Here is a 15,400-nt window from a genome sequence, read left to right as displayed (position 1 = left end):
GTATTTCAGTTGATAACCGCCATCAAGGGCATCCGGATCCGCAGGGCAGCCACCGTCGCCGTGACGGCCGGTGCCGTGCTCGCGGGCGGAGTCCTCACCGCGGCGCCCGCGCAGGCAGTGGCCACGCCCACCATCGCGGCGAAGACCGGCTACCTGATGAACAACGCCAACAGCGCCAAGCTGTACGGCAAGGGCATGGACACCAAGCTGTCCACCGGATCCACCACGAAGATCATGACCGCGGCGGTCGTGCTGTCGCAGTCGAACCTCAACCTGGACGCCAAGGTCACCATCCAGAAGGCGTACAGCGACTACATCGTGGCGAACACCGCGTCCTCCGCACGCCTGATCGTGGGCGACAAGGTGACGGTCCGCCAGTTGCTCTACGGGCTGATGCTGCCGTCCGGTTGTGACGCCGCGTACGCGCTGGCCGACAAGTTCGGCACCGGTTCGACGCGCGCCGCCCGCGTGAAGAACTTCATCGGCAAGATGAACACCAAGGCGAAGTCCTTCGGCATGACGAACACCAAGTTCGACTCGTTCGACGGCATCGGCAACGGCTCGAACTACTCGACCGCCAAGGACCTCACGAAGCTCGCGAGCAACGCGCTGAAGAACGGCAACTTCCGCGCGATCGTCAAGACGAAGTCGTACACCGCCAAGACGATCACCAAGACCGGCACCACCCGCACCATGGCCGCCTGGGTCAACACCAACACGCTGCTCAGCAGCTACAGCGGCACCATCGGCGTGAAGACCGGCTCCGGCCCGCAGGCGAAGTACTGCCTCGTCTTCGCCGCCACCCGCAACGGCAAGACCGTCGTGGGCACCGTGCTGGCCTCCACCTCGGCGTCGGTGCGCGCCTCGGACGCCACGAAGCTGCTCAACTACGGCTTCGCCAAGCTGGGCTGACACCCGCTGACCCGACACCGGAACGGGCCCGCCGTGTTCACCACGGCGGGCCCGTTCCGCGTCCCGTGGGCGCTACTTGGTCACCGCGATGTTCCGCAGGATCGCCGCCGTCAGCCGCGGGTCGCCCTCCGTCTTCACCCGGTCCGCGACCGCCTCCGGCGCCACCCGGCCGCAGGTCAGCCGGACGAACGTCTCCCAGTCCAGGGAGAAGGAGGCGGCCGGACCCAGCGCGGGGGCCGTCTCCAGGGTGCCGCGGCCCTGGATGTCCACCCGGATCGTGCGCAGGAACTCCACCGGCCCGTGCACGTCGAAGACGACGGCGGAGCTGCGTGGCGCGTCCGAGCGCTCGGCGACGACCGCCGGCAGCTCGGCGAGCAGCACGTCCCGCGCGATGTGCGCGCCGGGGGAGTCGAGGTTGCCGGGGCGGCCGAGGGCGGCGCGCAGATCCTGCTCGTGCACCCACACGTTGAACGCGTGGCCGCGCATCGACTGTTCCAGCGTCAGCTCCGTGCCCAGCGGGCCGCGCACCGTGGTGTCCGGCTGCCGCGTCTCGTTCCGCAACTGGCGGTTGCGGCGGATGATCGACAGCTCCAGCTCGGACGTCATCTCCGGCGCCGTGTGATGGCGGCGGACGTCGACCTGCGCCTCCATGTACCGCTGGAGGTCGGTGTGGACGTGGTAGAGGTCGCGCGGCAGGGAGTGGATGGGGCGCGGATCGCCGTACATCTCGCTGTCGAGGCCGATCACATGGGAGACCACGTCACGGACCGACCAGCCGGGGCAGGGTGTCCGCCGGTTCCACTCGCCTTCCGCAAGCGGCTGGACCAGCTCGGATATCGCTTCGACGGAGTGGGTCCAGGCGTCGGCGTAGGGCTGGAGGGTGGGATGCAGACTCACGGAACGGGACCCCTCGGCGGTCGGTACACGGGCGGTTGTGGCGGCGGTGCCAGTGGGCGGTGGCTGCACTCGGCGGGTGTCTCGGGAGGCTAAGTTACGCTGCTGAGAGGCACCCCGGCAGTGCTTTCGTGTGACGATCGTAGGCCCGTCGGCGCGGGCCGAACGCCAGGACGGTGGTAGTGTGCGCGCTTCCTTGCTCCAAGTTGCCGTGAACGAGGGCGAATCGGTCGAGTTGCGACGACGCCGGGTCGCCGGACTGGTACGGGAACAGGCCGGGGCCGATCTGGTCGTGCTGCCCGAGCTGTGGACGACGGGCGCCTTCGCCTACGAGGAGTTCGCGCGCGAGGCGGAACCCCTCGAAGGGCCCACCTTCGAGGCGATGGCCGAGGCCGCGAGCGACGCGGGCGTCTGGCTGCACGCCGGCTCGATCCCCGAGCGTGACCCCGAGGGCCCGCTCTACAACACCTCGCTCGTCTTCTCCCCCTCCGGTGAGCTGGCCGCGGCCTATCGCAAGATCCACCGCTTCGGCTTCGACAAGGGCGAGGCGGTGCTGATGGGCGCGGGACAGGAACTGGTGACGGTCCGTCTGCCGGACACCACCCTCGGTCTGGGCACCTGCTACGACCTCCGATTCCCCGAACTCTTCCGCGGTCTGGTGGACGCCGGTGCGGAGACCTTCGTCCTCCCGGCGGGCTGGCCGGAGCGCCGCCGGGCGCACTGGACGCTGCTGGCCCGGGCGCGGGCGGTCGAGAACCAGGCGTTCGTGCTCGCATGTGGAACGGCCGGGACGCACGCCGGAGTTCCGCAGGCGGGTCACTCGATCGTGGTGGATCCGTGGGGCGAGGTCCTCGCCGAGGCGGGCCCGGGCGAGGAGACCCTCATGGTGGAGTTCGATCCGGCGCGGACGGCCGAGACCCGCGAGCAGTTCCCGGCGCTGAAGGACCGCGTCCTGGGCGTGGAACGGCCCCGCCGCTAGCGGGTGCCCCGGGCGGCCGGCACGCCTCTCGCCTCGGCCGACGCCTCACTCCTTCTCGGCGAGATGGATCACGCACACCGTCACCGCGATCAGCAGCGCCGGGTCCGCGTCGTCCCGTACGACGTCCACGCCGTACGTCTCCCGCACCCGCAGCCAGCGCCGGGAGATCACGGCGAGCAGCTCACCGTCGTACTCGACGGCGAACTCCCGGTCCAGGATCTTCCCGCTGACGTCGAGTTCCGTGCGGCCGTCGGCCAGGGACACCCGGTAGTGGTTGCGCAGCAGGGACAGCCGTTTGCGGCGGACCGTGGCCAGCGGCTCGCCGTCCCGCTCGATCACCATGGTGTCCCGCAGCGCCAGCATCTTCTGGCGGATGTCGATGAGGACCCGCCCCCGCGTGTCCTTCAGCTCGAAGGTGTCGCGCAGCCGGATCGCCTTTCCGTCGACCAGGAAGACCTTGTCGCCCTGGTCGTTCTCGATCCAGTAGTCGTCGCCGAAGGACAGCAGCCGGTCGCGTACGAGGAATCTCATGTCCTGACGGCTTCCCCGGCGGCCGGTCCGAAACGCCGTCTGTAGGCCGACGGGCTGAGCCCCGTCTCGCGCCGCACGCGCGCGCGGAGGTTGGCCGCGGTGCCCAGACCGCTGCGCGCCGCCACCACGTCGAGCCGCTCCTCCCCGCGCTCGATCAGCCGGCAGGCGAGCGCCACCCGTTCGCCCGTCAGCCAGGCCAGCGGGGTCGTGCCGAGCTGCGCCCGGAAGCGGCGGTGCAGGGTGGCCGGGCTCACCGCCGCGCGGGCCGCGAGCCCGGCCACCGTCAGTGGCTCCCCCAGCCGCTCCTGCGCCCACGCCAGCAGGGGTGCCAGCGACTCGTCCGGCACGTCGGGCAGCGGGCGTTCCACGAACTGCCGCTGGCCGCCGTCCCGGTGCGCGGCGAACACCAGCCGCCGGGAGACGGCGTTGGCGATCTCGGCGCCGTGGTCGCGCCGGACGATGTGCAGGCCGAGGTCGAGCGCGGAGGCGCTGCCCGAGGCGGTGAGGATGTCGCCGTCGTCGACGAACAGGACGTCCGGTTCCAGGCACACGCGCGGGAAGCGGGTCCGGAACGACTCCGCCCACATCCAGTGACAGGCGGCCCGCCGGCCGTCCAGGATCCCGGCCTCGGCCATCGTGAACGCGCCCGAGCAGAAGCCGACCAGCCGCGCGCCACGCGCGTGTGCCCGCCGTACGGCGTTCAGGACGCGCGGGGAGCGCGGGGTCTCGGTGTCGGGCCGGTTCGGCACGATCAGCGTGTCCGCGTCCTCGGCCGCCTCCAGACCGGCGACCCCGGTGAGCGTGAAGAAACCGTCCCGCATCCGGGTGACCGGCCCGTCCGCGCACAGCAGGAAGTCGTACAGCTCCCGCCCCAGCTCGGGCCGGCGCAGCCCGAAGACCTCGATGGCGCAGCTCATCTCGAACGGGTTGGAGTTCTCGTCGACGACGAGCACGACCCGGTGCGGCTGCCGAGGCTCGTGCGATTGCTGCGAGGATTCTTGCGGCATATGCGATTCCTAGCACTCGCAGGTCCCCGCGGGCCACCCCACGATGGGCACATGACCAACGAACCCGTCGCGCTCGACGCCGCCCTCGCCTCCTTCACCCAGCAGTGGAGCCCCCGCATCGTGACCACCGTCAACGACTACGACGTCCGGGTCGCCAAGGTGGAGGGCGAACACCTCTGGCACACCCACGACCACACCGACGAGTTCTTCCTGGTCCTCGACGGCGAACTCCACATCGGCCTGCGCGACCCGGCCGGCGAGCGCACGGTCGTCCTCCCCAAGGGCTCGGTCTTCACGGTCCCCCGCGGCACCGAGCACAAGCCCTACGCCCCGGTCCCCACCGAGATCCTCCTCCTCGAACCCACCGGCACCTCCACGGTCGGCGACCACCACGACGAGATCCCGTCCCACGTGGACGCGACGACGGGGCACGCGTTGACGTGACAGCCGGTGACCCGAGGCGAGTGACGTGACTGTCAGTGGCGGGTGGCACCCTGGAGGTCATGAACGACTCCTCTCCCCGCCGCGTCCGCGTCCGCGCCCCCGAGCTGACCGGCAAGGGCGGCTGGCTGAACACGGGCGGGCGCCAGTACACCCTGGCCGACCTGCGCGGACGCATCGTCGTGCTGGACTTCTGGACGTTCTGCTGCATCAACTGTCTGCACGTCCTCGACGAGCTGCGGGAGTTGGAGGAGAAGCACCGGGACACCGTGGTCGTCGTCGGGGTGCACTCGCCGAAGTTCGTGCATGAGGCCGAGCACCGGGCCGTGATGGACGCGGTGGAGCGGTACGGGGTGGAGCATCCGGTGCTGGACGATCCGGAGCTGGCCACCTGGAAGCAATACGCCGTGCGCGCGTGGCCGACGCTCGTGGTGATCGACCCGGAGGGGTACGTCGTCGCGCAGCACGCCGGTGAGGGGCATGCGCACGCGATCGAGCGGCTGGTCGCCGAGCTGGAGGCGGAGCACGGGGCGAAGGGCACGCTGCGGCGCGGTGACGGGCCGTACGTGGCGCCGGAGCCGGAGCCGACGGCGTTGCGCTTCCCGGGCAAGGCGGTCGTCCTGCCGGGCGGGACGTTCCTGGTCAGCGACACCACCCGGCATCAGCTCGTGGAGCTGGAGGCGGACGGGGAGACGGTGGTGCGGCGGATCGGTTCCGGGGAGCGCGGCTTCGCGGACGGTCCGGCCGGTGTCGCCTCCTTCAGCGAACCCCAGGGGCTCGCGCTGCTCGACGACGCGTCGGTGGTCGTCGCCGACACCGTCAACCACGCCCTGCGCCGCCTGGAACTCGGCTCCGGGGAGGTGACGACCCTGGCGGGCACCGGGAAGCAGTGGTGGCAGGGGTCGCCGGTGTCCGGTCCGGCCCGGGAGACCGCTCTCTCCTCGCCGTGGGACGTGGCGGTTTTCGACGGGCGGGTGTGGATCGCGATGGCCGGGGTGCATCAGTTGTGGGCCTATGACCCGGCCGACGGGACGGTGGCCGTCGCCGCCGGTACGACCAACGAGGGGCTGGTCGACGGTCCGGCCGCCGAGGCGTGGTTCGCGCAGCCGTCGGGGCTCGCGGTGTCCGTCGACGGGGAGCGGCTGTGGGTCGCCGACTCGGAGACGTCCGCGCTGCGCTGGGTGGACCGCGCGGGCGTCGTGCGCACCGCCGTCGGCACCGGGCTGTTCGACTTCGGGCACCGGGACGGGGCGGCCGGTCAGGCGCTGCTCCAGCATCCGCTGGGCGTCACGGTCCTGCCCGACGGCTCGGTGGCGGTCAGCGACACCTACAACCACGCGCTGCGCCGCTACGACCCGGCGACCGGTGAGGTCGGCACGCTGGCCACGGATCTGCGGGAGCCCAGTGACGCGGTGCTCGTCGGTGAGGATCTCGTGGTCGTGGAGTCGGCCCGGCACCGGCTGACGCGGCTGCGGCTGCCGGAGGAGGCGGTGCGGGTCGAGGCGGTCGCCCACCGCACCCGGCGTGAGGCGACCGAGGTGGCGCCGGGCGCGGTGACGCTGGACGTCGTCTTCCGGGCCCCGGGCGGTCAGAAGCTGGACACCCGGTACGGCCCCGCCACCCGGCTGCTGGTGTCCGCGACCCCGCCCGGGCTGCTGCGCGCGGGCGAGGGGGCCGGTACGGATCTCACCCGGGCGCTGGTGCTGGACCCGGCGGTCACGGAGGGGGTGCTGCACGTCTCGGCGATGGCGGCGTCCTGCGACGACGATCCCGCGGTCGAGTACCCGGCCTGCCATGTCCACCAGCAGGACTGGGGAGTTCCGGTCCGCCTCGTCGAAGGGGCGGCGGACCGGCTGCCGTTGGTCCTGGCGGGCATGGACGCCCCCGATGCCGATGCCTCCGATGCCCCCGCCCCGGCCGGCTGACGGCCCCGCGGCCCTACGGCGGGTCAGCCGCCGTAGCCGTTGTGGTAGCCGTCGCCGGGGCGGCGGTCGTCGACCACGGTCGTGGTCGTCGGGGGGACCATCACCCGGCGGCGCCGGGCGATGCTGCTGAAGGTGGTGACGCCGATCAGGCCGACGATCATCAGGATGACGCCGACCATGTCGAGGTTGACCCCCTGCATGTCCCAGTCGGTCGCGAAGGTGAGGATCGCTCCTGCGGCGATCAGGATGATGCACCCGCCGAGGCCCATGGTGTTGTCTCCCTGTCCGGTCCGTTACGGTCCGGCGGTTCCGGTCCGCGGTCTTCGCTCCAGCGGGTACCCCGGCGCGGCCGGACTAGACAGGGAGCCGGCCCAGGTCTCCCCCAACTACCCCTGGAGGAAGGCCACCAGGGCGTTCGCCAGCAGATAGGGGTCGGCGTCGCCGCACAACTCCCGAGCGCTGTGCATGGACAGGATGGCCACGCCGATGTCGACGGTGCGGATGCCGTGCCGGGCGGCGGTGATCGGGCCGATCGTGGTGCCGCAGGGCATGGAGTTGTTGGAGACGAACGACTGGAACGGCACGCCCGCCTTCTCGCAGGCCGCGGCGAACACCGCCCGGCCCGAACCGTCCGTGGCGTAGCGGTTGTTGACGTTGACCTTGAGGATGGGGCCGCCGTTGACGCGCGGGTGGTGCGTCGGGTCGTGCCGCTCGGCGTAGTTGGGGTGGACCGCGTGTCCGGTGTCGGAGGAGAGACAGACGGTGCCGGCGAAGGCTCTGGCCCGGTCCTCGTACGATCCGCCGCGCGCGAAGACTGAACGTTCCAGCACGCTGCCGAGCAGGGGGCCGTCCGCGCCGGTGTCGGACTGCGAGCCGTTCTCCTCGTGGTCGAAGGCGGCCAGCACGGGGATGTACGGCAGTTCGGCGCCGGCGGTCGCCACGGCCGCGAGGGCCGCCGTGCCGGCGTGCACGGACAGCAGGTTGTCCATGCGCGGTCCGGCCAGCAGCTCCTGGTCGCGGCCCAGGTAGGCGGGCGGTTCCACGGGGTGGGTCATCAGGTCCCAGCCGGTGACCTCGCTGGCGGGCAGCCCGGCCTCCCCGGCGAGGAAGGCGATCAGGTCGCCGGCGCGGACGTCGCCGCCGAGGCCCCAGACGGGCTGGAGGTGGCGCTGTTTGTCGAGCTTGAGCCCGTCGGTGTTGACCGCCCGGTCGAGGTGGATGGCGAGCTGGGGCACGCGCAGCAGGGGGCGGCCGGTGTCCACCAGGCGGGTGGAGCCGTCCCGCAGGGTGAGCCGGCCGGCGATGCCCAGGTCGCGGTCGAGCCAGGAGTTGAGCAGGGGTCCGCCGTAGATCTCGACGGCGATCTGCCGCCAGCCGTGCGCTCCGGTGTCGGGGATCGGCTTGACCCGCAGGTTGGGGGAGTCGGTGTGCGCGCCGATGATCCGGAAGGGGGTGTGCGCCCCGGCGCCCTCGGGGACGTACCAGGCCACGATCGCGCCGCCGCGCAGCACGTAGCGGCCGCCGGTGGAGGAGGTGTCGTCCCAGGCGTCCGTCTCCACGACCTGCCGGAAACCGGCCTTCTCCAGCCGCTCGGCCGCGTTGGCCACGGCGTGGTACGGCGACGGGCTCGCCGAGAGGAAGGACATGAGGTCGTCGGTGTGGCCGCGGTCGAAGCGGGCGGGTGCGCTCATGGGTTCACCTTAACGACGGACGAGAGCCCGCCCCCGGTGCCGGGAGCGGGCCCTCGTGAGGACGGTGTGGAGAGTCACCGCGCCGGTGACCGGGCGGCATTTTGGCACGCCGTCCCGGTCCCCGTGGCCGGATGGATCAGATCGCGAGCGGACCGTGGCCGGGAAGAGGTCAGAACGCGGCCTCGTCCAGTTCCATCAGGTCCAGCTCGACGCCGGCGGCGATCTTGCGGGCCAGGGTGACGCCCGGGAGGACGTTGGCCGCGAAGAACTTCGCCGCCGCGATCTTGCCGGTGTAGAACGCCTTGTCCTTCGCGGACGCGGTCTGGAGCTTCTCGGCGGCGACGGCCGCGCCCTTGAGGAGCAGGTAGCCGACGACCACGTCACCGGAGGCGAGCAGCAGGCGGGTGCTGTTCAGGCCCACCTTGTAGATGTTCTTGACGTCCTGCTCGGTCGCGGCGAGGTCGGTCAGCATCAGGCCGACGATGGCCTCCAGCTCGACGGCGGCCTTGGCGAGGTGCTCGCGGGCGCCCGCCAGTTCCTCGCCGCCGGTGCCGAGCGCCAGGAACTTCTTGATGTCCTCGGCGAGGGAGTTCAGCGCGGCGCCCTGGTTGCGGACGATCTTCCGGAAGAAGAAGTCCTGGCCCTGGATGGCGGTGGTGCCCTCGTACAGGGTGTCGATCTTGGCGTCGCGGATGTACTGCTCGATCGGGTACTCCTGGAGGAACCCGGAGCCGCCGAAGGTCTGGAGCGACTGGGCGAGCTGCTCGTAGCCCTTCTCGGAGCCGTAGCCCTTGACGATCGGCAGGAGCAGGTCGTTGAGCGCGTGGTCGGCCTTGGTGTCCTCGCCGGCCGCTTCCTTGACCGCGATGGTGTCCTGCACGGAGGCGGTGTAGAGGACCAGGGCGCGCATGCCCTCGGCGTACGCCTTCTGCGTCATCAGCGAGCGGCGCACGTCGGGGTGGTGGGTGATGGTGACCTTGGGCGCGGCCTTGTCCATGAAGTTGGCCAGGTCGGGGCCCTGGACGCGCTCCTTGGCGTACTCCAGCGCGTTGAGGTAGCCCGTCGACAGCGTGGAGATCGCCTTCGTGCCGACCATCATGCGGGCGAACTCGATGATGCGGAACATCTGGCGGATGCCGTCGTGCTTGTCGCCGATCAGCCAGCCCTTGGCGGGGTGGTTGTCGCCGAAGGTCATCTCGCAGGTGTTGGACGCCTTGAGGCCCATCTTGTGCTCGACGTTGGTGGCGTAGACGCCGTTGCGCTCGCCCAGCTCGCCGGTCTCGAAGTCGAAGAGGAACTTCGGCACGAGGAAGAGGGAGAGGCCCTTGGTGCCGGGGCCGGCGCCCTCGGGGCGGGCGAGGACGTAGTGGAGGATGTTCTCCGACATGTCGTGCTCACCGGAGGTGATGAAGCGCTTCACGCCCTCGATGTGCCAGGAGCCGTCCTCCTGCGGCACGGCCTTGGTGCGGCCGGCGCCCACGTCCGAGCCGGCGTCCGGCTCGGTGAGGACCATGGTGGAGCCCCACTGCTTCTCGACGGCGACCTGGGCGATCTTCTTCTGGACGTCGTTGCCCTCGTCGTAGAGGATGCCGGCGAACGCCGGGCCGGAGGAGTACATCCACACGGCCGGGTTCGCGCCCAGGATCAGCTCGGCGTACGCCCAGATCAGCGACGGCGGGGCGGTCGTGCCGCCGATGCCCTCGGGCAGGCCGAGACGCCAGTACTCGGAGTCCATGAAGGCCTGGTAGCTCTTCTTGAAGGACGCCGGGACGGGCGCGGTGTTGGTGGCCGGGTCGAAGACCGGGGGGTTGCGGTCGGCGTCGGTGAAGGACTCCGCCAGCTCGTTCTCCGCGAGGCGGGTCAGCTCCTCCAGGATGCTCTTCGCGGTCTCGGTGTCCATCTCCTCGAAGGGGCCGCTGCCGTACAGCTTGTCGCGCCCCAGCACTTCGAAGAGGTTGAACTCGATGTCGCGGAGATTCGGCTTGTAGTGCCCCATAACGACGGCTCCGTAGAGAGATCGGCGAGGCACTTGATCCTCGCGCCAGTTCACTTACCAACTAGTAGCTCCGATGATGCTACCCGTCGGTAATAAGTCGCAACCCCGCACCCGCCATCTGTGACGGTTCCCACCGGTGCCCCGCGCCGCCCCACGGGCCCGGCGCGCTCGGTACGCTTGCGCGCATGTACGGCTACGACCAGAACATGGGTGCCCAGCAGCAGTACGCGCCGCCACCGCAGCAGCCGATGGCCGGTGCCTACGGGCAGCAGCCGCCCCTGTATCCCGAGCCGTCCCCGCCCTCGCTCGCGGACGCGGTGCGCGCCTTCACCACCGGGCAACTGGCCGCGGAGGACTTCCAGCAGGTCTTCGCCACGTCCAAGGTGTACTGCCCGCGCGGCGACAACCCCGGGTTCCTCGCCCTGCACAACACCCAGCAGCCGGTGATCCCGATGTTCACCTCCCTCAAGGAGCTGCGCCGGTACGCGGGCAAGGAGTCCAAGTACTTCGTCATCACCGGCGCCGAGGTCATCGACCTGCTGCCCACCGGGTACGGCTTCGTCCTCGACATGGAGGGCGAGCACCGGATGGTCTTCGACGCCAAGGCCGTCGAACAGATGGTGGAATTCGCGATGCGCCGGATGTACGGCTGACCGAACGCCTCCGTGGCTGTCCGGTGCCCCGAAAACCCCCTCCCCGATTGTCACAGCCATGCCATAGGCTGCGGTCAGGCAGCCGCGCCCCGGGGACCGTCGTCGAGGACGGTCGTTTCCGGACGTCGCGCGGCGCTCTCTCAATCACCCGGCCAACCCGGGTCTTCTGTGGGGGTTCATCACTGTGCGTATGCGCAGCACTTCGGCCGCGACGGCGCTCGCGGTCCTCTTCAGCTCGGCGGCGCTGAGCGTCGTGGTGGCGGGGACCGCCTCGGCCACCGCCACCGTCGTCACCAACACCGGCGGTCTCGTCGTGGACGGCACGCTCAAGCGGGTGTTCGTCGGCGACGCGGCGAACGGCCGGATTCTCGCCTCGGACTACAACGGCAACCGGGTCGACATCACCACCGGGCTCGGCAGCGTCAGCGACCTGGCCCTGTCGGACGACGGCACCACGCTCTACGCGGCCCTGCCCAACACGCACCAGATCCTCGCGCTCGACCCGGCCACGCTGGACGTCAGGGCGACCTACGCCGTCCCGACCGGAACCGGCCCGCGCCACCTGGCCTTCGCCGGCGGCAAGGTGTGGTTCTCCTACGGCGACCAGTGGGACGGCGACCTCGGCTCCATCGACCCGACGGCGGACCCGGCGGGCGACCCGGAGACCGGCGCCGGCCCGGTGGCCATGGCGCAGATCCCGGCCGAGGGCACCGGGTCCGGGATGTGGGGCCAGGCCCTGCTGGACACCGACCCGCTGCGGCCGGGCCTGCTGGCCGTCGGCGAGACCGGTGACTCCACGGGCACCGAGGCCGTCCTCGACGTGTCGAGCGGCACCGCCCAGGTGGTCGCCTGGCACGACACCTCGTACGCGCTGAACGACGGCGTCGGGGACATCGACCTCGTCGCGGGCGCCGACCAGGTGCTCGTCAACGGCTACGACCGGCACGCCTACGCCAACGGCACCCTCACCAAGGCCGGCGCCTACCCCGGCGCCTGGGCCGCCGACATCGCGCGGGACGGCACGGTCGCCCAGGTCGCCGCGGGCAAGGTCTCGGTCTACCGGCCGAACGCCACCAAGCCGCTGCGCACCTACACCGTCGGCTCGTCCTCCGACTTCTACGCCCCCGTGAGCGTGCGCTGGGCGCCGGACTCCTCGCGGATCTTCGCGCTCGTGCCGAGCGGCGGCACGTACACGCTCCAGGCCCTCACCCAGCCGACGATGAACGTGCCGACGCTCAGCGTCAACGCGCCCAGCTCCGCGACCCGCGCCAAGAAGATCACCGTCACCGGCAAGATCTCCGCGACGGTGGCGCTGCCCGCGGGCGTCAAGCTGGCCGTCACCCGCACCGACCTCGACAGCCCGAGCGGCAAGGCGCTGTCCGCCGTCACGGTCAAGGCGGACGGCACGTACTCCTTCACGGACACCCCGCCGGCCGGCGGCACGGTCACCTACAAGGTGTCCTACGCCGGTGACTCCGCGCACCTCGCGGTCTCCGCGTCCGACAAGGTCACGGTCTCCCGCACCGCCACGTCCCTGAGCCTGAACAACAACGGCAAGCTGTACAACTACGGCACCGACGTCAAGTTCACCGCGCACCTCGGGAAGACCTACAAGAACCGCACGGTCGAGATCTGGGCGGACCCCTTCGGCGGCGACAAGCCGAAGAAGCTGGTCAAGAAGGCCAAGGTCAACTCCAGCGGCAACATCGTCGCGACGGTCGACATGACCCGCGACACCACCGTCACCGCGGTCTTCGCGGGCGACTCCCGCAACGCGCCGAAGACGGTGAAGGCCACGGCGTACGCCCGGGTCAAGGTCTCCACCGCCGTCTCCAAGCACTACAAGACGGCCAAGATCGGCTCGACGTCGTACTACTGGTTCCACAAGAACACGGACCCGCTGCTCACCACGAGCATGACCTACTACCCGGGCCGCCAGCAGCGCTTCGACCTCCAGGTCTACTACCAGGGTTCTTGGTACTCCCTGGACTCCGAGTACTTCCCCGTCGGTACGAACGGGAAGTCGGCCGTGAGCCTCGGGGCGCCCGGTGAGTCGGGGGTCCGGGCCCGGATGCGCTCGGTGTACGTCAACGGCTCGTCCGGCGACAGCGTGAACTCCACGACCTACGGGGCGTGGAAGTACCTGTACTTCAGCAACTGACCGATCTGATGACCGGCGGCGGTGGGCCCGGAGGGAATGTCCTCCGGGCTTCCGTCGTTGTGGGGTGGCAAGAAGTTCAACGCTCAACTAAACTCGGATGCAGTCGCCCAAGGAGGTACCGACCATGCCCGCAGTGACCGTCGAGAACCCGCTGACGCTGCCGCGCGTCGCCGCGCCGGCCGATGCCGTGTCCCGTCCCGTCCTCGGCGTCACGACCGCGCCGAGCGGTTTCGAGGGCGAGGGCTTCCCGGTGCGCCGGGCGTTCGCGGGGATCCACTACCGCCACCTCGACCCGTTCATCATGATGGACCAGATGGGTGAGGTGGAGTACGCGCCCGGGGAGCCGAAGGGCACCCCCTGGCATCCGCACCGCGGCTTCGAGACCGTCACCTACATCATCGACGGGATCTTCGACCACCAGGACTCCAACGGCGGTGGCGGCACCATCACCGACGGCGACACCCAGTGGATGACGGCCGGCTCCGGTCTGCTCCACATCGAGGCGCCGCCGGAGCACCTCGTCGTCTCGGGCGGGCTCTTCCACGGCCTCCAGCTCTGGGTGAACCTGCCGGCCAAGGACAAGATGATGGCGCCGCGCTACCAGGACATCCGCGGCGGCAGCGTGCAGTTGCTGACCACGCCCGACGGCGGCGCGCTGCTGCGCGTCATCGCCGGTGAGCTGGACGGCCACGCCGGTCCCGGCATCACGCACACGCCGATCACGATGGTGCACGCGACGCTGGCACCGGGCGCGGAACTGACGCTGCCCTGGCGCGAGGACTTCAACGGCCTGGCGTACGTGCTGGCGGGCAAGGGCACGGTCGGCGCGGAACGGCGTCCGATCCACCTCGGCCAGACCGCGGTGTTCGGGGCGGGCGGTTCGCTGACGGTCCGCGCGGACGACAAGCAGGACTCCCACACCCCGGACCTGGAGGTCGTCCTCCTCGGCGGCCGCCCCATCCGCGAGCCGATGGCCCACTACGGCCCGTTCGTCATGAACACCAAGGACGAACTCATGCAGGCGTTCGAGGACTTCCAGAAGGGCCGTCTGGGCACGATCCCGGCAGTCCACGGAATGACGGAGGAAGGCCCGCAGGAGGCCTGAAACCCGGTACGGTACGACGAGGCCCGACGCCGCAACCTTGTTTTGCGACGTCGGGCTTCTGTCATGCGGTCACTACGGCAGCACGTACACCGGCGCCCCGTCGGCAGCACAGCCGGTCTGACGCATGCAGCCGCGCTTGAGCAGCATGCGCAGGCAGTCGTGCACCCGCTCGTGCGGCAGCCCCGTACGGGTGGCGATCTCCTCGATCCGGTAGTGGGCCTCACCGCGCAGCAGGGCCGGGGCGAGCACCGCGGCGACTGAGTGGACATCGTCCGTGACGATCAGGTTCTTCGTCCGCCAGGTGGCCAGCAGATCCGCGGGAGTCACTTCCGGACTCCGTGGGCCGGGACTCCTGAGGGCGCCCGCGATGTCCTTCAGCGCGTCGGTCATCTGCCGCAGCAGATCGTTCTGCTCCTTCTGGAACGCCAGGATCATCTCGTCCGCCCGGATGTTCCGCTCCTCCAGCCGCACGATGGCATCGGCCACCTGATCCGGCATGACGTACGCGGTACTGCCCGAGGGGGCAGGCTGCACGGCGGCGGGTTCGAGGGAGTAGGAGCCGTCGCGCTGGATGGTGGCGATGACTTCCGAGACCCAGGCTTTGAAGGAGTCGCACTCGGGCTTGGTGCAGCCGTTGACGAGGGCTACAAGACCTTGCAGGGTCACCATCCTCATCGACTTCTTGAGGCCGTGACCTGCAATCTTGCTCGAACCGTCTGCTCCATAGACGGTTCGAGCAAGATCGTCGAGGGTGGACTGGAAAGTTGCCGCAACATGCCAGTCGAGTGCTTGGCGGGTGTTCGCGTACCCCAGTTCCGTGGCCACGTCGGCCGCCACGAACCAGTGCTCCCCATCCGGCATCGTCAGCCTTCGCACCCGCGCCCCCGTGGCCGCGAACACGAAGTCGTTGATGTCGATCGCGTCCTGCCGTTGCCCCGTCGACTCGTCCGACGGGATGTTGTTCTGCTCGTACATCGAGCATCACCTCCTGGTCGGAACGTAGGCACACCCGGAGGCAACAGGTGGGGTTATCAAGGACAATCATCTGTTAGGGGAACAGATGTATCGATTCTGCCCAGATGTGACGCCCCGTCACCCGGTCGGC

General features: G+C 70.2%; 14 protein-coding genes. 7 read left to right on the top strand and 7 right to left on the bottom strand.

Translation table 11 applies throughout. From position 1 onward, the window contains the following. Positions 1-9: 9 nt before the first annotated feature. Entirely contained in the window at positions 10-912 is a 903-nt protein-coding gene (locus G6W55_RS17765; RefSeq protein ID WP_175521819.1) for a D-alanyl-D-alanine carboxypeptidase family protein, read from the top strand. Between the two features lie 72 nt (positions 913-984). Here the strand turns inward: G6W55_RS17765 and G6W55_RS17760 are convergent, their stop codons facing one another. Next, positions 985-1,809: a maleylpyruvate isomerase family mycothiol-dependent enzyme gene (locus tag G6W55_RS17760; RefSeq protein WP_175521818.1), complete on the bottom strand. Its 825-nt coding sequence runs from the start codon at positions 1,807-1,809 to the stop codon at positions 985-987. Positions 1,810-1,990: 181 nt separating this feature from the next. Here G6W55_RS17760 and G6W55_RS17755 point away from each other — a divergent pair, with 181 nt between their 5' ends. Continuing rightward, positions 1,991-2,785: a carbon-nitrogen family hydrolase gene (locus G6W55_RS17755; RefSeq protein ID WP_175521817.1), complete on the top strand. Its 795-nt coding sequence runs from the start codon at positions 1,991-1,993 to the stop codon at positions 2,783-2,785. Between the two features lie 45 nt (positions 2,786-2,830). On the opposite strand, the gene G6W55_RS17750 is transcribed toward G6W55_RS17755, so the two are convergent. Beyond that, positions 2,831-3,316 carry an LURP-one-related/scramblase family protein gene (locus G6W55_RS17750; RefSeq protein WP_175521816.1) on the bottom strand — a complete coding sequence of 162 codons (486 nt, stop codon included), beginning with the start codon at positions 3,314-3,316 and terminating at the stop codon, positions 2,831-2,833. Further along, positions 3,313-4,323, bottom strand: coding sequence for a GlxA family transcriptional regulator (locus G6W55_RS17745; RefSeq protein WP_175521815.1), 1,011 nt, complete (start codon positions 4,321-4,323; stop codon positions 3,313-3,315). Before G6W55_RS17745 ends, G6W55_RS17750 begins: the two co-directional genes overlap by 4 nt. A gap of 51 nt (positions 4,324-4,374) precedes the next feature. Between G6W55_RS17745 and G6W55_RS17740 the strand changes: the two genes are divergently transcribed. Together G6W55_RS17740 and G6W55_RS17735 are read left to right on the top strand one after the other, a co-directional pair. Further along, on the top strand, positions 4,375-4,767 hold the full coding sequence (locus G6W55_RS17740; RefSeq protein ID WP_175521814.1) for a cupin domain-containing protein: 393 nt from the start codon (positions 4,375-4,377) through the stop codon (positions 4,765-4,767). 59 nt (positions 4,768-4,826) lie between these two features. Beyond that, positions 4,827-6,689 carry an NHL domain-containing thioredoxin family protein gene (locus G6W55_RS17735; RefSeq protein WP_175521813.1) on the top strand — a complete coding sequence of 621 codons (1,863 nt, stop codon included), beginning with the start codon at positions 4,827-4,829 and terminating at the stop codon, positions 6,687-6,689. A 23-nt stretch (positions 6,690-6,712) separates the two neighbouring features. Here the strand turns inward: G6W55_RS17735 and G6W55_RS17730 are convergent, their stop codons facing one another. From G6W55_RS17730 to G6W55_RS17720, 3 genes are all read right to left on the bottom strand, one after another. Then, positions 6,713-6,958 carry a DUF6458 family protein gene (locus tag G6W55_RS17730; RefSeq protein WP_175521812.1) on the bottom strand — a complete coding sequence of 82 codons (246 nt, stop codon included), beginning with the start codon at positions 6,956-6,958 and terminating at the stop codon, positions 6,713-6,715. A 117-nt stretch (positions 6,959-7,075) separates the two neighbouring features. After that, positions 7,076-8,380 (bottom strand): M18 family aminopeptidase, encoded by a 1,305-nt coding sequence (locus tag G6W55_RS17725; RefSeq protein ID WP_175521811.1) that lies wholly within the window; start codon positions 8,378-8,380, stop codon positions 7,076-7,078. A gap of 169 nt (positions 8,381-8,549) precedes the next feature. Beyond that, on the bottom strand, positions 8,550-10,376 hold the full coding sequence (locus tag G6W55_RS17720) for an acyl-CoA dehydrogenase (RefSeq protein WP_175521810.1): 1,827 nt from the start codon (positions 10,374-10,376) through the stop codon (positions 8,550-8,552). 185 nt (positions 10,377-10,561) lie between these two features. On the opposite strand from G6W55_RS17720, the gene G6W55_RS17715 reads away from it, so the two are divergent. The 3 genes from G6W55_RS17715 (at position 10,562) to G6W55_RS17705 (ending at position 14,295) form a co-directional block, all read left to right on the top strand. Continuing rightward, a complete protein-coding gene (locus tag G6W55_RS17715; protein ID WP_030781597.1) occupies positions 10,562-11,029 on the top strand; it encodes an SseB family protein in 468 nt (155 codons plus the stop codon). Positions 11,030-11,219: 190 nt separating this feature from the next. Then, a complete protein-coding gene (locus G6W55_RS17710; RefSeq protein WP_175521809.1) occupies positions 11,220-13,190 on the top strand; it encodes a YncE family protein in 1,971 nt (656 codons plus the stop codon). Between the two features lie 124 nt (positions 13,191-13,314). Then, positions 13,315-14,295 (top strand): pirin family protein, encoded by a 981-nt coding sequence (locus tag G6W55_RS17705; protein ID WP_175521808.1) that lies wholly within the window; start codon positions 13,315-13,317, stop codon positions 14,293-14,295. A 72-nt stretch (positions 14,296-14,367) separates the two neighbouring features. Here the strand turns inward: G6W55_RS17705 and G6W55_RS17700 are convergent, their stop codons facing one another. After that, positions 14,368-15,270, bottom strand: coding sequence for a Bro-N domain-containing protein (locus G6W55_RS17700; RefSeq protein WP_175521807.1), 903 nt, complete (start codon positions 15,268-15,270; stop codon positions 14,368-14,370). Positions 15,271-15,400 lie beyond the last annotated feature (130 nt).

Origin of the sequence: Streptomyces sp. CAI-85 (assembly GCF_013363615.1) — a bacterium.
GTDB lineage: Bacteria > Actinomycetota > Actinomycetes > Streptomycetales > Streptomycetaceae > Streptomyces > Streptomyces antibioticus_B.
The sequence above is the reverse complement of the archived record's forward strand: the minus strand, read 5'-3'. Positions and strand labels throughout refer to the sequence as shown.